18 protein-coding genes are annotated in these 20,730 nt (G+C 69.6%); 4 read left to right on the top strand and 14 right to left on the bottom strand.

Going from position 1 to position 20,730, the window contains the following annotated elements:
* The first annotated feature begins 49 nt into the window (after positions 1-49).
* Together ABD241_RS08280 and ABD241_RS08285 are read left to right on the top strand one after the other, a co-directional pair.
* The gene (locus ABD241_RS08280) at positions 50-862 is read left to right on the top strand and encodes a hypothetical protein (protein WP_344060423.1); all 813 of its coding nucleotides are present in this window, start codon (positions 50-52) and stop codon (positions 860-862) included.
* Between the two features lie 121 nt (positions 863-983).
* Complete coding sequence (locus tag ABD241_RS08285; protein ID WP_344060426.1) at positions 984-1,751, top strand: class F sortase; 768 nt, start codon at positions 984-986, stop codon at positions 1,749-1,751.
* Here the strand turns inward: ABD241_RS08285 and ABD241_RS08290 are convergent.
* The 5 genes from ABD241_RS08290 to ABD241_RS08310 all read right to left on the bottom strand — a co-directional run bounded on the left by ABD241_RS08290 (position 1,738) and on the right by ABD241_RS08310 (position 7,259).
* Positions 1,738-2,391, bottom strand: a complete 654-nt coding sequence (locus ABD241_RS08290; protein ID WP_344060429.1) for an NAD(P)H-binding protein — start codon at positions 2,389-2,391, stop codon at positions 1,738-1,740. The genes ABD241_RS08285 and ABD241_RS08290 overlap by 14 nt on opposite strands.
* A gap of 159 nt (positions 2,392-2,550) precedes the next feature.
* Entirely contained in the window at positions 2,551-3,369 is an 819-nt protein-coding gene (locus ABD241_RS08295) for an SRPBCC family protein (RefSeq protein ID WP_344060432.1), read from the bottom strand.
* Between the two features lie 7 nt (positions 3,370-3,376).
* Positions 3,377-4,234 (bottom strand): FAD binding domain-containing protein, encoded by an 858-nt coding sequence (locus tag ABD241_RS08300; protein ID WP_344060435.1) that lies wholly within the window; start codon positions 4,232-4,234, stop codon positions 3,377-3,379.
* Positions 4,231-6,780, bottom strand: a complete 2,550-nt coding sequence (locus ABD241_RS08305) for a xanthine dehydrogenase family protein molybdopterin-binding subunit (protein WP_344060438.1) — start codon at positions 6,778-6,780, stop codon at positions 4,231-4,233. The genes ABD241_RS08300 and ABD241_RS08305 overlap by 4 nt, the downstream gene beginning before the upstream one ends.
* A complete protein-coding gene (locus ABD241_RS08310; protein ID WP_344060441.1) occupies positions 6,777-7,259 on the bottom strand; it encodes a (2Fe-2S)-binding protein in 483 nt (160 codons plus the stop codon). Before ABD241_RS08310 ends, ABD241_RS08305 begins: the two co-directional genes overlap by 4 nt.
* Positions 7,260-7,438: 179 nt before the next feature.
* Between ABD241_RS08310 and mgrA the strand changes: the two genes are divergently transcribed.
* Both mgrA and ABD241_RS08320 read left to right on the top strand, forming a co-directional pair.
* The gene (gene mgrA, locus ABD241_RS08315; protein WP_344060444.1) at positions 7,439-8,482 is read left to right on the top strand and encodes an L-glyceraldehyde 3-phosphate reductase; all 1,044 of its coding nucleotides are present in this window, start codon (positions 7,439-7,441) and stop codon (positions 8,480-8,482) included.
* A gap of 13 nt (positions 8,483-8,495) precedes the next feature.
* Positions 8,496-9,125, top strand: a complete 630-nt coding sequence (locus ABD241_RS08320) for a class I SAM-dependent methyltransferase (protein WP_344060448.1) — start codon at positions 8,496-8,498, stop codon at positions 9,123-9,125.
* Positions 9,126-9,293: 168 nt separating this feature from the next.
* On the opposite strand, the gene ABD241_RS08325 is transcribed toward ABD241_RS08320, so the two are convergent.
* The 9 genes from ABD241_RS08325 to ABD241_RS08365 all read right to left on the bottom strand — a co-directional run bounded on the left by ABD241_RS08325 (position 9,294) and on the right by ABD241_RS08365 (position 20,524).
* Positions 9,294-10,460, bottom strand: coding sequence for an XdhC family protein (locus ABD241_RS08325; RefSeq protein WP_344060451.1), 1,167 nt, complete (start codon positions 10,458-10,460; stop codon positions 9,294-9,296).
* Entirely contained in the window at positions 10,453-11,610 is a 1,158-nt protein-coding gene (locus ABD241_RS08330; protein WP_344060454.1) for a vWA domain-containing protein, read from the bottom strand. The genes ABD241_RS08325 and ABD241_RS08330 overlap by 8 nt, the downstream gene beginning before the upstream one ends.
* Positions 11,607-12,509, bottom strand: a complete 903-nt coding sequence (locus tag ABD241_RS08335; RefSeq protein WP_344060457.1) for an AAA family ATPase — start codon at positions 12,507-12,509, stop codon at positions 11,607-11,609. Before ABD241_RS08335 ends, ABD241_RS08330 begins: the two co-directional genes overlap by 4 nt.
* Before the next feature lie 121 nt (positions 12,510-12,630).
* Positions 12,631-13,374: a nucleotidyltransferase family protein gene (locus ABD241_RS08340; RefSeq protein ID WP_344060460.1), complete on the bottom strand. Its 744-nt coding sequence runs from the start codon at positions 13,372-13,374 to the stop codon at positions 12,631-12,633.
* Between the two features lie 60 nt (positions 13,375-13,434).
* Entirely contained in the window at positions 13,435-14,367 is a 933-nt protein-coding gene (locus tag ABD241_RS08345) for an NAD-dependent epimerase/dehydratase family protein (protein WP_344060463.1), read from the bottom strand.
* 288 nt (positions 14,368-14,655) lie between these two features.
* A complete protein-coding gene (locus ABD241_RS08350; protein WP_344060466.1) occupies positions 14,656-18,042 on the bottom strand; it encodes an NACHT domain-containing protein in 3,387 nt (1,128 codons plus the stop codon).
* Positions 18,043-18,829: 787 nt separating this feature from the next.
* On the bottom strand, positions 18,830-19,255 hold the full coding sequence (locus ABD241_RS08355) for a hypothetical protein (protein WP_344060469.1): 426 nt from the start codon (positions 19,253-19,255) through the stop codon (positions 18,830-18,832).
* 286 nt (positions 19,256-19,541) lie between these two features.
* A complete protein-coding gene (locus ABD241_RS08360) occupies positions 19,542-20,174 on the bottom strand; it encodes a hypothetical protein (protein WP_344060472.1) in 633 nt (210 codons plus the stop codon).
* 164 nt (positions 20,175-20,338) lie between these two features.
* Positions 20,339-20,524, bottom strand: a complete 186-nt coding sequence (locus ABD241_RS08365) for a hypothetical protein (protein ID WP_344060476.1) — start codon at positions 20,522-20,524, stop codon at positions 20,339-20,341.
* Positions 20,525-20,730: the final 206 nt, after the last annotated feature.

A 20,730-nucleotide genomic window follows, 5' to 3' on the forward strand; every position in this document is an offset into this window, starting at 1 on the left:
GGGGGGACAAACGAAGCGCCGCCACGACTTTCTAGGGGACAGCTACATCATGAATCAGAGAACCCTGCGACTTCCGCGTCGCGTCCTGACCCTTGTCGCCGCTGGAGGGCTCGCGACCGCGGGGGCTGCGGCGCTCGCGACAGGCTGGACCGCCTCGGCCACCCCGGGCGATGCCCACCAGGTGTGGGTGTGCGCCTACATCGGCCCGCAGAGCGACCAGGTGCTCAAGCCGGGCAAGAACCCGCTCCTCGTCGACGAGGCGAGCCTGCAGGGCGGCAAGTTCCGAGGTTCGGACGACGCCGCCGTCATCGTCGACAGCGGCGACGCGGTCTGCACGGGCAAGACGCCCGAGCCGACCAGCAGCACGACCACGACGGCGGCCACCACCGAGCCCACCGTCACGGAGACCACCACCACGGCGGAGCCGACGAAGAGCGAGCCGACCCAGCCGACCACCGAACCGACCACCACGCAGCCCACCACCACGCAGCCCACCACGGCGGAGCCGACCAAGAGCGAGCCGACGAAGAGCGAGCCGACGACCACGGCCCCGACGACCACGGCGCCCACCACGAACGTCCCGACGAGCACCGTCCCGACGACCACCGTCCCGACGACGGCCGTCACGACCGCTCCGGTCCCGACCAAGAGCACGAGCACGACGCCGGTCGTTCCCGCCACCACGCCTGCCAGCGGCAACGGCGGGACCGGTGTGGTGCCGGGCGTCGGAGCTCCGCACACCGGCGGTGAGGGCGAGATGTCGTCGAGCAACCGCCTCCTCGGGTCGAGCCTGCTCGCCGGCGGCCTGGCACTCGCCGCGGGCGAAGCACTCCGCCGCCGCCGCGAGAACGCCTCCCGCTGAGACCTGACGGCACCCGGCCACCACGTACGTCAGTGGCCGGGTGCCGGACGCCCATTCACGGGAGGGGGTCTGTCCGATGGGTCGTCGCGCATCAGCTCGCACACGTCGAGCTGCACGTTGGATGGTCGTGCTGCTGTCGGTGGCCCTGGTCGCCGCCGGCCTCTGGTACCTCGTGCCGCGTCCGGGCGGGGGCCCCGCCGCGGCTGCGTCCACGGTGTCGGCCTGGCCCGACCCGCCGGTGAGCCAAGGGCAAGGCCCCGGCACCACCACTCCCATCACCGGGCAGCCTTCCGGCACAGTGCAGTCCGTTCCCGCGACACCGCGCACCCCGCGCACGCCGGGCACACCGGCGCCACGTGCCACCCAGCCCAAGCCGGCACCGTCGTGCCGCGTCGGGGCCCCCGAGCGCCTGCGCATTCCGGCTCTGGGCGTCGACGCCCCCTTCGAACGGATCGGGCTCGACCAGGGCGGACGGCGCGACGCCAACGGCCAGGCACCGCTCGGCACGCCGACCGACCGCACCAAGGCAGGCTGGTACGCCGCCGGGCCTCGTCCCGGGTCCGGGAAGGGCACCGTCCTCATCGACGGTCACACCTACCGGGACGGCTCGGCGATCTTCACGGAGGACTTCGCCCGCCGCATCGCCACCGGTCAGCTCATCCAGCTGCGCCAGGACAACGGCTCGGTCTGCTCCTACCGCATCACGAAGGTGTGGCGGACGATCAGCTCGGCACACGCGTACCCGCAGCTGATCGCGAGCCAGCACCTCTACGACTTCGCCGGCCCCGAACGCCTGCTCCTCGCGACGTGCGGCGGCACCTGGGACCCGGCCATCGGCAACTACGACGACATCAACGTCGTCCTCGCCGTGCCCGTCACCCCGCGCTGACGACCTCGTCGATGGGCGAGGCGCCGTCGTTGAACGCGATGATCCGCCGGGCGGTGCTGTCGGGGTGCCCGACGACGGAACGGATGACGTGCGCGACGTTGTCGCGGGAGACGTGCCCGGCCGAGACACCGTCGCCCGACGCGATGTGCCCGGTGGCCGCCTCGAGCGTCAGGCCGCTCGGCCGCAGGATCGTCCACGCGAGGTCGGTCCCCTGGAGGTGCTCGTCGGCGGCGGACTTCGCGTCGGCGTACGCGTAGAAGGAGCTGTCCTCGGGGGTGCCGTGGTCGGGCCCGGCGCCGAAGTACGACACCATCACGTAGCGCCCGACGCCGGCCTGGGCGGCCGCGTCCATGGAGCGGATCGCGGCGTCGCGGTCCACGGCATACGTCCGCTGCGGGCTGCCGCCGCCGGCCCCCGCGGACCACACGACGACGTCACTGCCGCGCACCAGCTCGGCGATCTGCTCGGTCGACGAGCTCTCGACGTCGAGGACCGCTGCGGTGGCGCCGGTCTGCTCCACGTCGGCGACGTGCTCGGGGTTCCGGACGACCGACGTGACGTCGTGGCCGTCGGCGACGAGCAGTGGGGCTGCGAGCAGGGCGACCTTGCCGTGACCGCCGATGATCGTGACGCGGGACATGACTCTCCTGGGGCTCGGGAACGGCTGTCCCCCGGTCCAACGTCACCGCCGCGCCCGGGTCTTCCCGATCCCGAGGACGTATGCCGGAAGGCCCGGTCCGCGAGGGACCGGGCCTTCCGGGTGCGACCGTCCAAGACAGGCCGCGCGGGCTGGGACTGCTCAGTCGCCGCGACGCCCGATGAGCCAGCCGATGAGAACGCCGATGGCGGCGGCGGCCGCATAGCCGGCATACCGCTGGATCAGCACGGGCATGACCGCGGAGCCGAGGTCGAGCGCCTCCTCCTCGACGTCACTGGTGACGCGCCGCGGCACAGCCGCGACCGGGGCCGCGGACGACGCGGCAGCACCGGCGGCCGTGGCCGTGTCGGCCGCCAGCACGTCCGACCCCGTCTCGACGAAGCCCGCCGGCGCGGCGGCCGCCGCCTTCCCGTCGGGCGCTGCGGCAGCCGCTCCGGAAGCCACTCCGGAAGCTGCTCCGGCAGCGGCTCCGGCCGGGGCCGGCGCCTCCTCGGCTCCACCTTCCGGCGCTGCCTCCGGCCCGGTCAGCTGCTTCTCGATGCAGGCGACGAACTGCTGCAGCAGCTTGTCGGAGACGTCCTGCATGACGCCGCGGCCGAACTGCGCCGGCTTGCCCGTGACGGCCAGGTCGGTGACGACGTCGGCCTTGGTGCCGCCCTCGGCGTCGGTGAGCTGGATCGTCACGGTGGCGCCGGCCGTGCCGTTGCCCCGCTTGTCCTTGCCCTTGGCCTCGATGACCGCACTGTGGGCTGCGTCGTCGCGCTGCACGAACGAGCCGGACCCGGTGTAGACGAGGGCGATCGGGCCGAGCTTGACCTTGACCGTGCCCGAGAAGCCGTCGTCGCTGACCTCCGTGACGGTCGCCCCGGGGAAGCAGCTGCCGACGCGCTCGAGGTCCATGAACAGGTCCCAGGCGTCGTCGACCGAGGTCGGCACGGTGAAGGTGTGGGTCAGCTCCATCCGGCGATCACGCTCCTGCCGCGGCGAGGACCGCGCGTCGGGTCAGCACCGTGGCCAGGTGCTTGCGGTAGTCGGAGTCGCCGTTGAGGTCCGACGGCGGGTTGGTGCCGTCGGCCACGGACGCGACCGCGGCACGGACCGCCTCGTCGGTCGCGGGCTGCCCGACGAGGGCCTCCTCGACCGAACGCGCCCGCAGCGGAGTGGAGCCCATGTTGGTGAGGCCCACCCGGGCCTCGGCGATCGAGCCGCCCTCGCTGCGCACCGTCGCCGCGACCCCGACGATCGACCACTGGTGGCTGACGCGGACGAACTTCTCGTAGTGCGCTCCCCAGCCCGTGTGCTTGGGGATGCGGATGTGCGTCAGCAGCTCGCCCTCGCCGACGGCGGTGGTGAAGAGGTCCTCGAAGAAGTCCTCCGCTGCGACCGTGCGGGTGGCGCCGTCGGCACCGGCGATGACGAGCTCTGCCTCGAGCGCGAGCGCCGGCGCGCCGACGTCACCGGCCGGGTCGGCGTGCACGAGTGCGCCGCCGACCGTGCCCCGGTGCCGGATCTGGGGGTCCGCCACGGTGTGGATCGCCTTGGACAGCACCGCCGCATGCGTCGCGACGGCCTCGGAGGCCAGCACGGCGGCATACGTGGTCATGGCACCGATGACGAGGTGGTCACCCTCCTCCGAGACGCCCTGGAGCTCGGGGATCTTCCCGAGGTCGATGACGATCCCCGGTGCGTTGAGCCGCATCCGCAGGATCGGCAGCAGCGACTGTCCGCCGGCGAGCACCTTGGCGTCGTCGCCGTGCTCCGCGAGCGCCGCGATCGCCTCGTGGACCGACGTGGGGGCGAGGTAGTCGAACTGTGCGGGGATCACGACCGGCTCCCTTCGCTCGCGGAGCCGGTATCGCCGGAGTCCGCATCGGCCGACCACGAGCTCGTCGACTCCGGGGTGCCCGCTCCCGGGTCCTGGTTGGGCGTGGCCTCGTCGAAGTGGGCCTGCGCGTCCCGCTCGCCCTCGGTGGTGACCGGGTGGCCGGCCTGGATCGCCTTCCACACCCGCTCCGGCGTGCACGGCATGACGACGTCGTCCACCCCGAACGGGCGCAGCGCGTCGACGATCGCGTTGACCACCGCGGGCGTCGAGGCGATGGCGCCGGCCTCGCCGACTCCCTTGGTGCCGAGCTTTGTGTAGGTGGCGGGCGAGGTCGTGTGGTCGGTGACGAAGCTGATCGTGTCGGCCGACGTCGGCAGGGTGTAGTCGACGAACGAGCCGGTCACGAGGGTGCCCTGGTCGTCGTACTCGGCCCCCTCCCAGAGGGCCTGCGCGATGCCCTGGACGAGGCCGCCGTGCACCTGGCCCTCGACGATGAGCGGGTTGATGATCGTGCCGATGTCGTCGACGCAGACGTACTTGCGCATCTTCGTCCCGCCCGTCTCGGTGTCCACCTCGATGGCGCAGAGGTGGGTGCCGTGCGGGAAGGAGAAGTTCTCCGGGTCGAAGGTGGCGTCGGCGTCGATGCTCGGCTCGGCCCCGTCGGGCAGGTTGTGGCCGGTCCAGCTGGCCATCGCCACCTCGCCCATGCTGATGCCCTTGTCGGTGCCCTTGACCCCGAACCGGCCGCCGGTGAACTCGATGTCCTCGACGCTGGCCTCGAGCAGGTGGGCCGCGATCGGCTTGGCCTTGTCGATGACCTTGTCGGCGGCGCGGACGACGGCCTCGGCGCCGACGACGAGCGAGCGGGAGCCGTAGGTGTCCATGCCGCGGTGGGCGATCTGCGTGTCGCCGTGGAGCACCTCGACGTCCTCGAAGGGCACGCCGAGCCGGTCGGCGACGATCTGGCTCCAAGCCGTCTCGTGGCCCTGGCCGTGCGGTGAGACACCGGTGATGACCTCGACCTTGCCGGTGGCCAGCATGCGGATGCTGGCGCTCTCCCAACCGCCGGCGCCGTAGTTCAGCGAGCCGAGGATGCGGGACGGGGCGAGCCCGCACATCTCCGTGAAGGTCGAGATGCCGATGCCGAGCTGCACCGGGTCGTTGCTCTCGCGGCGCCGCTTCTGCTCGGCGCGCAGCTCGTCGTAGCCGAAGAGCTCCTTGGCCTTGGCGGTGGCCGCCTCGTAGTTGCCCGAGTCGTACGTCATCCCGGCCACCGTCGTGAACGGGAACTCCTCGTGCTTGATCCAGTTCTTCTCGCGGATCTCGAGGGGGTCGACGCCCACCTCGACGGCGAGCTCGTCCATGAGTCGCTCGATCGCGTAGGTCGCCTCCGGGCGCCCGGCCCCGCGGTAGGCGTCGACCCACGTCTTGTTGGTCAGCAGCGTCCGCACGGTGAAGTGGTAGGCGTCGAACTTGTAGATGGAGTTGAACATCCACGCGCCGAGCACCGGCACGCCGCCGCCGACGACGCCGACGTACGCGCCGAGGTCGGCGAGCAGCTCGACCTTGAGGCCCGTGACCTTCCCGTCCCTGTCGGCGGCGAGGGTCAGCTTCTGGATCTGGTCGCGCCCGTGGTGCCCCGAGAGGATCGACTCGCTGCGAGTCTCGGTGTACTTGCAGGGCTTGCCGAGCCGGCGGGCGACGGCGATGGTCGCGAACTCCTCCGGCGTCGTCTGCAGCTTGCCGCCGAAGCCGCCGCCCACGTCGGGGGCGATGATGCGGATCTTGGACTCCGGCATACCCGTCGTGGCGGCGAGGAGGAAGCGCAGGATGTGCGGCACCTGCGTCGAGGTCCAGACGGTCAGCTGCTCCCCGGTCGGGTCGCACACAGTCGAGCGCGGCTCCATGAACGCGGGGATGAGCCGCTGCTGGCGGTACTCGCGCTCGAGGACGATCCCGTTCTCACGGGCCTTGGCGATCTCCTGCTCGACGTCGGTGCCCGACCCCTGCGCTGCGGAGTCGAGCGTCCACACGGCCGAGGTGTTGGTGCCGAGGTCGGGGTGGGCGAGCACCTCGTCGGTGGCGGCCTGCTTGAGGTCGAGCACCGCCGGGAGCTCGTCGTAGTCGACGTCGACGAGCTCGGCGGCGTCACGGGCCTCGGCGGCCGAGCGGGCCGCGACGACGGCGACGATCTCGCCCGCGCAGGCGACGCGGTCGACCGCGACGGGCAGGTGGTTCGGCGTCTTCTGCTCGCCGTTGAGCGGCCAGGCGTTGGCGATCAGGCCCTGCCCGTCCGCCACGTCGCGGCCGGTGAAGACCCCGACGACACCGGGCGACTTCCGGGCCTCCTCGACGTCGATGTTCGTGATCGTCGCGTGCGCGAACGGGCTGCGCACCATCGCGAGGTGCAGCATCCCGGGAAGCTGGATGTTGTCGGTCCAGCGGGTACGGCCGGTGATGAGGCGCTGGTCCTCCTTGCGGGTGCGGGCCTTGCCGATCTCGCCGGCCGGGCCCGACTCGGCGGGCCGGTCCTCGGTGATCGTCATGACGACACCGCCTGCGAGCTGAGGTCCTTGGCCGCCTGCTGCACGGCCTTGACGATGTTGTGGTAGCCGGTGCAGCGGCAGAGGTTGCCCTCGAGACCCTCGCGGATCTCCTGCTCGCTCGGGTCGGGGTTCTCCTTCAGCAGGTCACACGCCTGCATGATCATCCCCGGGGTGCAGTAGCCGCACTGCAGGGCGTGGCACTCGTGGAAGGCCTGCTGCATCGGGTGCAGCCGGCCGTCGGTGGCCAGCCCCTCGATGGTGCTCACCTCGTGACCGTCGGCCTGGACTGCGAGGACGTTGCACGACTTCACGCTCGTGCCGTCGAGGTGGACGGTGCAGGCACCGCAGTTGCTGGTGTCGCAGCCGATGACGGTGCCTGTCTTGCCGAGGGTCTCGCGAAGGTACTGGACCAGTAGGGTCCTGGGCTCGACCTCGTCGGAGTAGCTCACCCCGTCGACGGTCACATTGATTCGGGTCATGCTTGTCGGTCCTCCTGCCACGCTGCAGTTGAGATCTCTGACTTCCCCGAGGCGAGTGTTACTCGGGTTCAGAGACTCCACAAGGGCAACGGCAAGAACGTGTGACACCGGGGCCTGACACCGGGCCTGACACCGGGGCCCCCGTTGGTCTCGCCCCGGGAACGGGCAAGACTGTCGGCATGACTCTTCACGCCGACGACTACCAGGCCTCCCGCAGCCGCTACGACTCGATGACCTACCGCCGGACCGGCCGCTCCGGGCTCGACCTGCCGGCCGTGTCGCTCGGCCTGTGGCACAACTTCGGCGACGACGTGCCGCTCGACCGCCAGCGCGCGACGCTGCGCCGCGCGTTCGACCTCGGGGTCACGCACTTCGACCTCGCCAACAACTACGGCCCGCCCTACGGCTCGGCGGAGCGCAACTTCGGCGCCATCTACGCGCAGGACTTCAAGCCCTACCGCGACGAGCTGATCCTGTCCACGAAGGCCGGCTACGACATGTGGCCGGGCCCGTACGGCCAGGGCGGAGGCAGCCGCAAGTACGTCCTGGCCTCGCTCGACCAGTCGCTGAAGCGCATGGGGGTCGACTACGTCGACATCTTCTACTCCCACCGTTTCGACGAGACGACGCCGCTCGAGGAGACGATGGGCGCCCTTGACACGGCGGTCCGCTCGGGTCGGGCGCTGTATGCCGGCATCTCGAGCTACTCGGGTCCGCGCACGCGCGAGGCGGTCGAGATCCTGCGCTCGATGGGCACGCCGCTGCTCATCCACCAGCCGAGCTACTCGATGCTCAACCGCTGGGTCGAGGAGGACCTGCTCGACGTCCTCGGCGAGGAGGGCGTCGGCTGCATCGCCTTCTCCCCGCTCGCGCAGGGCATGCTGACCGACAAGTACCTCGACGGCATCCCGGAGGGCTCGCGCGCCTCGCAGGGCAAGTCCCTGTCGACCGACCTGCTGACCGAGCAGAACCTCAAGCACATCCGCGCCCTGAACGAGATGGCCAAGGAGCGCGGGCAGTCGCTGGCGCAGATGGCGCTGGCCTGGGTGCTGCGCGACTCGCGCGTCACCTCGGTGCTCATCGGCGCCTCGTCCGTCGGCCAGCTCGAGGACAGCCTCGGGTCGCTCGACCGCCTCGACTTCACCGACGAGGAGCTCGAGAAGATCGATGAGTATGCCGTCGAGGGCGGCATCAACCTGTGGAAGACCTCGAGCGCCCACTGACGGTGACGGCCCGATGACACGCGACCAGTTCGACCGGCAGACGTGGGAGCGGCGCTGGACCGAGGCGCTGCGCGAGCACGGTGACGCGGTCGCGCAGCGCCCGCCCAACGCGTACGCCCTCGACGTGGCGGCGGGCCTCGCGCCCGGGCGGGCGCTCGACGCGGGCTGTGGGCACGGCGCGGAGGCGATCTGGCTCGCGGCGGCCGGGTGGACGGTGGCGGCGGTCGACTTCTCGGCGACGGCGCTGGGCCTCGCCCGGTCGACGGCGGAGTCGATGGGGGCGGAGGTGGCCGGGCGCATCGACTGGGTCGAGGGCGACCTCGGCTCGTGGGCGCCCGAGCCGGGCGGCTTCGACCTCGTCACCTGCCTCTACGTCCACGTCGCCGGGTCGGTGCCGGAGTTCGTGGCCCGGATGGCCGGAGGCGTCGCGCGTGGAGGCACGCTGCTCATGGTCGGCCACCAGCCGGTCGACCCCGAGACCGGCGAGCCGACGCCCGCCGCAGGACAGGTGCAGGTCGGCGTGGAGGACGTCGTCGGGGTGCTGGACGCCTCGACGTGGCGGCTGGTCGTCGCGGAGGAGCGCCGCCGCGCGCAGGCGGGGTCGGGCGTCGACGCCGTCGTCCAGGCCGTACGCGTGGGCTGACGGCCGCCGGTCGCGCTCGGGCTCGGGCTCGGGCTCGTCGTGAGGGGACCTGAGAGTGCGTCATGGCGCAGTTCCGTGCCCGGCCGCGGCCTCCTCGACCCTGAAAGTGCGCCACGGCGCGGTTGCGTGCCCCGGCGGCGCGTGGGAGGGCGCGCCTCTCCTCCTCCGTCAGGCGGGCTCGGACTCGTGCGCGGGATGGTGGTGGTGGATCGGGCCCTCGGTCACAGCGAGGCGCTCCCCCGCGCCTCCCCAACGCAGCGCGATGATCTCGGCGGCGATCGAGATCGCCGTCTCCTCGGGCGTGCGGGCGCCGAGGTCGAGGCCGATCGGCGAGCTCATCCGGGCCAGCTCGGGCTCGGTGAGGCCGGCCTCGCGCAGGCGGGCGAGCCGGTCCTCGTGGGTGCGCCGCGAGCCCATGGCGCCGATGTAGGCGACCTCGGGCAGGCGCAGGGCCACCTCGAGCAGCGGCACGTCGAACTTCGGGTCGTGGGTCAGCACGGCGAGCACCGTGCGGCTGTCGATGCGGCCGGCGTCGACCTCGCCCTGGAGGTAGTCGTGCGGCCACTTCACGACCACCTCGTCGGCGCCGGGGAAGCGGGTCTTCGTGGCGAAGACGGGCCGGGCGTCGCACACCGTCACGTGGTAGCCGAGGAAGCTGCCGACCTTCGCGACGGCGGCGGCGAAGTCGATGGCGCCGAAGACGAGCATCCGGGGCTTGGGCGCGTGGGCGGCGACGAAGACGCGCATCCCCTCGCCGCGTCGCTCACCGTCGGGGCCGTAGGTGAGGATCGCCGAGCGGCCCTGCGCGAGAAGCCCTCTGGCGTCGTCGCGTACGGCGTCGTCGGCGCGTCCGCTGCCGAGGGACCCGAGGACGGATGCCGTGTCGTCGCCGTCGTCCTCCGGGTGCACGACGACGCGGCGGCCCACCCACGCGGGGTCGGGGTGCTCGATGACGGTGACGACCGCGACGGGCCGGCCCGCCTCGATGTCGGCGGCGACGTCGCCGAGCTCGGGGAACGTCTCGCGGGAGACCTTCTCGACGAAGACGTCGAGGATGCCGCCGCAGGTCAGCCCGACGGCATACGCGTCGTCGTCGCTGACGCCGTAGCGCTGGAGCACGGGGGTGCCGGACTCGACGACCTCCTGGGACAGCTCGTAGACGGCGCCCTCGACGCAGCCCCCGGAGACCGAGCCGACGGCCTCGCCGCCGGGGCCGACGAGCATCGACGCGCCGGGCTGGCGCGGCGCAGATCGCCACGTGCCGACGACGGTGCCGACGCCCACGGTCTCGCCGGCTGACCACCACCGCATCAGCTCGTCCATCACCTCACGCATTGGCGACCACCTCGATCAGCTCCTCGAACGCCGCGAGCGAGTGCCCCGCGACGAAGTCGTCGATGTGCGGCAGGGCGGCGACGATGCCCTGCTGCACGGGCTCGTAGCCGGTCTTGCCGCGGTGCGGGTTGACCCACACGACGCGGTGCGAGAGCGCGGCGAGCCGGCGCATCTGCTCGCCGAGCAGCTCGGGGCCCTCGCGCTCCCAGCCGTCGGAGAAGACGACGACGACCGAGCCGCGGGCCATCCCCCGGCGGCCCCAGCGGTCGAGGAAGGCGCCGATCGCCTCGCCGAGGCGCGTGCCGCCCGACCAGTCGGGGACGACGCGACCGGCGGCGGCGAGGGCCCGGTCGGGGTCGCGCTCGGTGAGGGCGCGGGTCACGTGGGTCAGGCGGGTGCCCATGGTGAAGACCTCCACGTGCGGCACCGTGCGCACGAAGACGTGGGCGAGGCGAAGGAGGCTGTCGGCATACGGGCTCATCGAGCCGGAGACGTCGATGAGCAGGACGATACGGCGCGGGCGGGTGGCGCGGCGACGGTGGTGGATGCGGCCGGGCTCGCCGACCCAGCGCAGCTGCTCGCGCAGGGTGGCGGGGCCGTCGATGGTGCCGCTCGTGGCGCGCACGTGGCGGCGGGCGCGGCGCTTCGGGGCGCGCGGGTCGAGGCGGGCGAAGAGCCTTGCCGCTGCGGCGCGGTCGGCGGCGCTGAGGGTCGCAACGTCGCGGTGGCGCAGGACCTCCTGGGCGCTGGCGCGGGCCGTGATCGTCTCGCCGTCGCTCTCGCCGGCCTCGCCCTCGCCGCTGTCGAGCGGGGCCTGGTGCACGGGTGGCCGGACGATGTCGACGCGCTGGCCCCTGGGGAGGGACTCGCCGCCGAACCAGCGCTCGAAGACCTCGTCGTAGATCGGGAAGTCGGCGGGGACGCTCGTCAGGGTCGCGCGCCCGGCCCAGTAGACGCCGGTGCGCTCGCCCATGCCGACGGTGGCGGCGGCGAGGAGGAAGGTGCGTTCGCGGTCGGCGGTGACGTGGACGCCGGCGGCGCGCAGGGCGCGGGCGAAGCCGAGGAGCAGCTCGTCGGGCTGGGGCTCGGCGTCCGCTGGGGCGTCGGGCCGCGGGGGCTCGGCTGGGAGTGGCGGGGTGGGCAGGGTCATACGGTCAGCAGCTTGTCGAGGGAGGCGCGGATCCGTTCGGAGTCCTCGCGGTACTTCAGGGCGGCGCCGAGGGTGGCGGCGGCGACCTCGGGGTCGAGGCGGGTGGCGCCGACGGTCTCGAGGGCGCGCGCCCAGTCGAGGGTCTCGGCGACGCCGGGCGGCTTGATGAGCTCGCCCGAGCCGCGGAGGCGCTGGACGAGGGTGACGACCTGCTCCGCGAGCGCGGCGGAGACCTCGGGCAGACGCGTGCGGACGATCTCGAGCTCGCGGGCCAGGCCCGGGTGGTCGATCCAGTGGTAGAGGCAGCGGCGCTTGAGCGCGTCGTGCAGCTCGCGGGTGCGGTTGGAGGTCAGGACGACGATCGGCGGGGTGGCGGCGCCGACGGTGCCGAGCTCGGGGATCGTCACCTGCCACGTGGAGAGGACCTCGAGGAGGAAGGCCTCGAACTCGTCGTCGGCGCGGTCGATCTCGTCGATGAGCAGGACGCAGGGCGCTTCGCGCAGGGCCTGGAGCACCGGGCGGGCGAGGAGGAAGCGCTCGTCGAAGAGCTCGGCCTCGAGGGCCGCGGTGTTGAGCGCGTGCGAGTCGTGGTCCTCGTCGCGGCTGATCGCCTCGACGGTGCGCAGGTGCAGGATCTGGCGCGGGAAGTCCCAGTCGTAGAGGGCCTGGGTCGCGTCGATGCCCTCGTAGCACTGGAGGCGGATCAGCTTGAGGTCGAGCGCCTGGGCGAGGGCCTCGGCGAGGGCGGTCTTGCCGGTGCCCGGCTCGCCCTCGAGCAGGATGGGCCGGTTGAGCCGAGTCGCGAGGAACGTCACGGTGGCGAGCGCCTCGTCGGCGAGGTAGCCCGTGCGCCCGAGGGCGGTCGTGACGTCGGCGGCAGTGTCGAACACGTGGTCCATTCCCCGAGCATCACCCATGAACGGCTCGTTCGGAAGCGAAGGGCCTCCCGGGGTGCCGGCGCGGCGTCCGGGCCGGCGAGGCGTCCGGGCCGCCCCGGCGCCGGGGCGGCGGCGGCGCGCCTCAGCGGAGGCGGTCGAGCTCGTCCCGGGTGTCGGCGTCGCGGCCGGTGGCGAGGTCGCCGCACTCGACGAGCTCGTGCGGGGTGATCCGGTAGTAGCTGCGGGCGCCGTGGTCGCCGACGGCCGTGGCCACGACCGCCTCCCAGTGGTCGCGGCCGATGAGCGCGGGGTGACCGGGGACGCCGTCGTATGCCGCCCGCCTCAGGGTCGCGCGCAGCTCCTTGGGCGTGGGGCCGGCGGGCTCGTGCACGTCCACGGCGTGCTCGTCGGGGTCGGGGTGTGCCGAGTGGGCGTTGTCGACGTGGCCGGGGGCGTCGAGCACCCGGGCGACGACGTCGGGGGTGAGGTCGGGCAGGTCGACGAGGGTGACGAGGACGGCGTCGACGCAGCCCTCGCCCTCGTGGGTCGTGCGGGCCATGGCGGTGAGGCCGGCTCGCAGCGAGGCGCCCATGCCCTCCTCCCAGTCGGGGCACCAGACCACGTCGACGTCGCGGCCCAGGGCGGTGACGATGGAGGTGACCTCCTCGGCGGCGGCACCGACGACGACGGTGGTGCCGGAGCAGCCGCCGGCGTGCAGCAGCTGGACCGAGCGCTCGACGAGGGTGGGGTCGTCGGGGCGGTGGCGCAGGAGGGCCTTGGGTCCGCCCATGCGCCGGCCGGCGCCGGCGGCGAGCACGAGGCCGCGGACGTGCGCGGCCCGGCCGTGGACGGCGGCCGGTGGCGGTGCGCTCTCGGGGTCACTCACATGCGGAACGTACCCGCCGTGGTGGGGTGATGGGCCGTGGGGCGCGGGTTCTGCTGGCGGTCAGTTGTCCTGGGCGGCGACCCACGCGTCGATGGCTTCGAGGACGGTGTCCGTGACGCCGTGTCTCGGCTCGAAGCCGAGGACAGCGCGCGCCTTCTCCATCGAGAACATCGGTGCCCGGCCGATGTGGTCGAGGGTGATCTCGACCTGCTCGGCATCGGTCCGGGCCTGGAACTCGGCCCACGGGACGAACTCGAGCTTCGGCTCGTGGCCGAAGTGGTGCGCGACGAGCTCGGCGTAGCCGCGGAGCGTGAGGGCCTGGGTGCACACGCTGTTGAAGCTCTCACCGGCTGCGGCGTCGGGCTGCTCGAGGCAGGCCTGGTGCAGGGCTGCGACGTCCTCGGCGTGGACGTGGTGGACGGTCTCGCCGCCGCGGTCGGGGAGGGTGCACGAGCCGTCCCGCCTCAGGGACTCGATCACGGCCGGGTCGAGGTTGCCGGCCGGGCCGATGGGCATCCAGCCGGGGCCGCTGATGTGGCCGGGGTGCACGACGCTGGCGCGAACCCGGTCCTGGCTCATGAGGTACCGCTCGATGGCGAGCTTGTTCACGCCGTAGTAGCCGTAGGGGCGCTTCGGTGCATCCTCGGTGGTGGGAACGACGGTGCTGGGACCGTAGGACCAGATGCTGCCGGTGTGGACGAGGTGCTGGCCGTCGAGTGCGTCGACGAGCTGCTCGGCCTGGGCGGTGGTGAAGCAGGTCAGGTCGACGACGGCGTCGGGTTTCAGCTTGGCGACAGTCGCACCGAATTCGCCGTCCTGCTCGGCGGCGTCGCGGTCGCAGGTCACCGTCTCGACCTCGCGCCAGGCCGGGTCGTCGCGGTAGGGCCGCCGCGATCCTCGACTGATGACGACGGTCTCGTGCCCGGCTTTGACGAGGCTGGGCACGAGGTAGGTGCCGATGTGTCCGGTGCCCCCGATGACGACTACGCGCATGACTCCGACGTACCCACCGGCTCTATGTCCGTCGTTCACCCAGCTCCTACGAGTGGACCGCAAACGCACCGCCGCCGTGAGACCCGCAACGCAGTCTCTGCTCCTGCGTTGCGGAGCCCATCCCGCCCACTATGGGTCGGCACACCGCCCATGAAGGGCAAGAGGCAGAACGCACATGGAGCCAGCGCCAGGGCATCGACCGTACAGGCGCTGGTTTTCATCCGCGAAGACCCAGGACTATGCGTCGCTGGTGTGCGGGGGCGCCCGTTATTGGGATCGGCTCCGCTCCTAAAGCCAGATGGCGCGCGAGAAGCCGCTCACCTCACGTTGGAATAGCGCGCGAGTCTCATCGCTCATCCGGCGATCCATGAGTCGGTAATTCATGCTTCTTTCGCCACCAACGGCGTGAACGAGCCTCAACCGCTTGGTAGCCAAGTATCGGTCGACGAGGTCGCGACGCATGTAGAGAAAATGGGAACCGAATCCGGGGCCGGGCGTTTCTCGATAGATGGTGGCCAGCCTGCCGTCTGCATCCAACATGTCCGAGGAGCCGCCGACGACTCTCAGGTCGAGGAACTCTGCGATCGGCGGCGCCGGAAACACGACCTGTGTTTGGTTCATGTCACTGTGGTGCGGCTCCCACGAGAAGCTCCGTGCCGAATTCTCCACGGCGATTCCTGTCCGCCAGCCGGACGAGAAGTAGTCGAAGGCTCGATCATTCAGGCGACTCGCTTTTCCGGACGCAGTGCGGACGTCGCTGCCGTAGGCCCTGGACCATGGGACCTCGCCATGGAACGTGTAGTGATCCGCGCTGAGGTCGACGAAACCGTTGTCGAACAGACTTCGCCCCGCGGCGATCTCGGCCTGGACCCTTGACACAGAGCGGATTGGCACAAACATGGAGCGAACCTCTCCCCGGATCTCCCGACCATCTGGAACCCCTTCGTGGATGTTGGCGTCGAGCAGGATCCAGTCGCCACGTTCACCGTCGACACTCCTCAGGTTCACGAGGCGCTCAAAGCCGGGATCGCCACCGTTCGGCAGCCACTCCTCCATAGTCGTAGGTGAGGATTCGAACGTCTGGTGCTCGGCGCCGTGCCAGACCTTCGGGACGGCGGGGAAGCTGGGGTCGATGTCGCAGTCGGCACTGCGCGGCTCGTTCTCCCGGCTATCGGAAAGGTGGCCGGAGGCGGCTCTGAGGCCGTACATCTCGAAGTAGGCGATCCAGGAGTACTTCTTCCCGTAGCGATCGACTTTCCCACCATCTCGCCGGAACTCGGCCATACGTGCAATCTGGCGGTCCAGGTCGGAGAATCGCTCAGGCGTGTACCCGAGCCTGCGCATCCGGTCGGCGATCTGCTTGCGGACGTCTTTGTAGCCAGGATGACTGTCGTCGTAGTTCCTACGGTTCCTGAAGAGGCTGCCCATCGTGTAGTTGCCGAAGTCCATATGGATGGCTCCGTCAGCATCCTGGTGGTCCTTCTTGCGGATATTCCTTGCACGTCTGAACGGAGATGGGCTGCGAGCAGGGTCAGGGGTGAGGAGTTTCCGGTCTGTTGCACTGACGGCGCGGGGTCGCACCTTGATAAAGAGCTCGAGGATTCCTTCGGCATATCCGCGCGTGAGGGCGTGCCAAGTGCTGTGAGGAGCGTTCGGTCGTAAGACGAGCTCAAGGACTGTTTTTGAAAGGGTGGCCATGTGGTCCGGCATTGAGGTTGCCATGGCGGGATCCGCCCAGCGTCGCATGCAGATGCCGTAGGCGGCCGCTAGAACCCTCTCGCCAACATAGGGGTCATTGAACGCGAGTGCGTTGCCGACGAGGTCGAAGAGCACCTGTGGGCGTCGTTCTCCGATAAGAACCAACGCACGAGTCGCCCGGTCGCGAAGGTGGCGGTCGGTCGTTGTCAGCGTTAGCGTGATGAGGCGGCACGCGTTGGAGGCAAAGTCTGCTGGGATACGCGTGCAATCAGCTCGTTCGGTCCATGCGAATACTCGTTGCGGGTTGGCGTCGTCTGCGAGTCTGCGCAAATACTCAGACCAGTCCAGATCCCTCTCCGGCATGGTGGGGGCGGCAAGGCGCGACCAGAGCCACTCGGCGTTCCATGGGTGATCGGGCCTCGCTGCGATGCCGAACAAGACGTCCTGTATGCGATGACGCTCGTAGTCGTTTGCCACATTAAGGAGCTGATTCAGGATCTTCTCCGTGTCCTGGCTGAAGGAACCCGAGCCGCGCCAGTGCAATCCGTCGACGAACGGCTCGACGAGCGGGTTTACGAGTCGGCGCTTCTTCGGCAGGTAGTAGGCGAGTTCCAGCGGGGCGGAACTCGCCTCCGCCAGACGTTTCACGCGTTCTGGAAACTCGATCATCAGTGCTGACGCGATTCCAGGCTCGGCGTAGTAGTTGCCCCACTGGTCAACGACGAACACTGCACCGAGCCGGCGATTCGCGTGGAAGGACCGGTACAGACCTTCAACTGTTCTCAGATCTAGGTGGCCCTCGAGAAGATGGCGGGCCACGATGTGGTCGGAGAAGCGCTGGTACGAGAGGGAGAAGGCATCGACGTAACGGGACCCGTCAAAGCGTGAGTGCTCGATCAGGAGACCTGCTGACGCCATGTCCCGAACGACAAGGGCGCTGGCCTCGTCGTCGAGTCCAGTTCGGAGTGTGACCTGTTGAACTACTTCGGCGGGCTCGAGCCACTCCCGCCTGTTGGCCGCCAGAACGCCAGCTAGCCCCAAGCGGCCCTTGTTCGGGTGTCCTTTGATGATGTCCCAGCAGGCCTTCGTTTCGAGGCCGTGTCGCCTCTCGACCTCGGCACCGACGTGCTTGATGAAGTTCTCAAGGACGTAGGTCATGCCCTTCTGACCCGACGCGATGTCCTTGAGTTGACGGCGCTGCGAGCTTCGACTCAGTTTTGCCATGCCCTCACACATCAACCTCAGGAAGAGCGGGCGGGAGAACTCTTCGGCGAGAAGAGGCACATGCAACGCTGGCAGGTCGTAGTGGTTGAAGTACTCGATTTGCGCGTCGAACTGCTGCCCTTCGAAGCCAGGGTGTCGCATATGTACCAAGTATTTGGAGGTGCTCGGTGTGAGGAGAGCCTGCTCGAACGGGGTCCGGCAACTGAGGATTAAGCCCACATCACGCTGCCGCGCCAATCGCTTGAGTAGCGGTTCGAAGCGCAGGCGCCAAGCGTCCCGATCAGCTTCATTGACGGCGTCGATGAGGATGAGGGCGCGTCGGTCGTTGGCTCGACCAGCTGTGGTGAGTTGGGCGAGAAGGTCTGCGCCGCTTGACGCGAGCCCGGTGGCTTCGGCGACTGCATCGATCGGGTCGAGGTCGTCTCGAAGTTCGTTTGCCAACACGACGACGGCAGGCGTGCGGTCCGTTAGGCACTCCAAGGCGAAGTCGCAGAGGAAGTGTGTTTTGCCGGTCCCCCACTCGCCCGTGAGGAACATGGTGCGCTGTTCGGATGCGAGCGTGCCTTCGGCGCCCTCGAGGACTTCCTGCAACTCGTACAGCGGTTGGAGGCTCCTGCGCAGGGAGCTGACTCGACTTCGAAACCGATCCTTCTCCTGGGTTTGCGCGCGCGTCGCATCGGCGTCAGCGGCGTCCTGCCCGCGACCAATATCTTCAAGTCGAGCCTCCGCGGCCTCGATCGCTTTCTCCAGCATTCCCCTAACTTGCCCCTCCTGACGCCGCACCTTGCGGACCGCGGCCTGCAGCTCGTCGAGGGGCCTCTTGCTCGCCGTATTTGCTTCCGCTGCGAGCGAAGTAAGGGTGATTCGCCGTCGCGCGAAGAGAGTGCTTGCCGTCGACCCAACAGAGTCGTCGCTCGCTACGGCGGCACCCAAGGTCGCCAGCCGACTTCGAAAGGTCGATCCGAGCGCGAGAGCGCTTGCGGCGCGATGCACGGGGACAATTTCCAAGTTGGGAGCGTCCGCATTCAACGACGGGGAGTAACGGGGACCCGCCGCGCGCAGCGTCTTTCGGGCAACACGGTCGAGAGCGACGAACAGTTGGTCGATGACATCCGTGGACTGAGTAGACGTACACGAGGAAGGGCCGCCCGGCGCTGATACACATGCCACAGCGGAACCGTAGGACATGCGGCGGCTGAAAAGATGCAGCGAATCGTCGAATGGCCAGAACGACTAATGACTGCAGGGGCGGGCATTCGGCCCGCGCCAGCAGGACGCGGCCAAACCTGCGAGCGATACCAGCGGTTCCACACGAAACTCAGAAGGGAGGGCGCGGAAGATGACCTGCGTCGTCACGCCACCAAACGGCTCGACGCCGATTGACGCACGTACCCGCCGTAGGCGCCAAGCAGAGGCACGCTAAAGAGCCGCGTCTTTCCGCCGCGATGCGCGCGCGTTCTTGAGATCAGGGCGCCCAGCGGCGCGAGCCGGCGGTCCCGCGGCGCAGCAAGCGCAGGGACGGGCGCGCCCAGCGATCTTGCTACGCAGCTTGGTCAGCGTTGCGGAAGAGGTAGATGCCGACGAGCTCTCCACTCACCGCCGTCTGCTGTCCACTCGACATGAACTTGTCACGGCTGCTTTCACCGGTGACCATGAAGACGTATCCAACGTGCTCAAGGCGCCAGCCGACTGCTTCGATGCCCGCGAGCGTGCCCGCGTGGCTTTGAGTCTTTACCTTGGACAGCGCAAAGTTATTGCCGCCCCAGACGGTGCTGTCGCGCTGCGACGAGCCCACTCTGAGTTGAATCTCGAAGAAGCCTTGGCCCTGCTCCTTCGCGGTGGTCGCTTCGCCAATGGGGCTACGCAAGAAGGCATCGCGCTCACGCTTCGCTCGATTGGCCTCTTCTCGCTGGGCCCTCTCCCTGGCCTCGATTTCTTTCTGCTCTTGCGTCTTTCCAAACGGCACGACTTACCTCCTTGGGCGCGTGGACTGCGTACTGGCCATAGGGTGCCGCGCCACGACGGAGATGTCTGGCGTTTCGCGTCATCGCGCGCCGCGCTTTGCCTACCCCCGTTGCAAGTCTGGGCGTCGAACAGCCGGAGTACACCCCTGCGGCACCCCTCGACCGAAGGCCGGACAGCAACCGAGCTGGCCCAGCCCGGACACTGGAGGGCAGGAGCGAGCCGCGTCCTATCGCCGCGTCATTCCCCGGGCGAGCTTCGCAACCGGTTAGGTGCTTAGGAAGGGATGGTCACCCCTCGCCGTCGACGAACCGAACCCCTTCTCCCTCACCAACCGTGGGCTTCAGAAGGCGAGTCCGCTCCCAGAGTTTCCACAGAAGCCACTCTGCTGCCCGTACCGCCTCACTGAGGTCGAGCACGTACTTGTTGGCCACCGTCACGATTGGACGGGTCATGTCACGGTCGGCATAGTCGGGAATGATCGTCCACTCCTCAGAGAGTGCCGCACTCATAGTCCGCTGCCACGGCTTCACTTCCGGCTGCTGGAGGTTGCCCTTCCCGAGAGCATAGCCATCCTCGTAGTGCTCGAAAACGTCCCTTATCGTCTTCAGGTGTGGCACTTCCTCGTCGAAAACCTGGAGGTATCGCTCAATGTCCGTCTTGACGTTCTCTCCCACGTTGGCCATAGACATTGCGACGCATTTGCGCACATGGTGCAGGCTTTGGACGCACTGAAGAACGCCGAGCCAAAGGCCCCACATCTCGCCCCCGCGGCGCGCCTGCTCAAGCCCGACAACAGCGCCCTTTAACCACATGTGTCCGCGGGAGAGGCCAGCCGCATGCGTGTGGTCGATTAGCCGCCACGAACTGCCATCCTCCGCCGCTGGCGTAGTCTCAGCCTCAGGCGTCTCCTCGATGCTCATAACGCGATCATCGCGTCAGCGCGCCACGAGTTCCACTAGGCGTTCCGAGTGACCGGGGCTTAGAGGCGGACCGTGCTGCGTCTTTTCGCCGCCTGCCGGGCGCTCGATGTCTACGCGATCCCGCCAAAGGGTGAATGGCCCTCTGAGTCACCTAGCCCGGGCGGTCAGGCCTCGTCCGGCGTCTGGGTGGACTCGTCCCGAGTGCGCTCCGGGTTCTCGGTGCGCTCCTCTGACTCGGCGAGCATCGCGCTGGCCTGCATCTCGGGGTCATCGCTGCCTGCCGCCTGTTCCTCCGGCAAGAGCTCAGCACGCGTCTGAATGTGGTCCTCAGAATGATGTCCTTGGCTCATCGCCCGACGATACCCGCGCACACGCCGTCGATGCGGCGGTCGCCTGTGGGGGCACCGCGCCTGACGGAACACGGTCCGCCTCCGGGAACGGGTTCAGCCTCGCCGGGGAGGTCCGCCTGACGCGGCACCGCGGCAGCTTCCGCCTTGCCGCCACTCGAACGCACGGTCCCGCTGCGTTCCACTCGAGCAAGCAAGGGGTCGCCGGA

Origin of the sequence: Terrabacter lapilli (assembly GCF_039531305.1) — a bacterium.
In the GTDB taxonomy this organism is placed as follows: Bacteria; Actinomycetota; Actinomycetes; order Actinomycetales; family Dermatophilaceae; genus Terrabacter; species Terrabacter lapilli.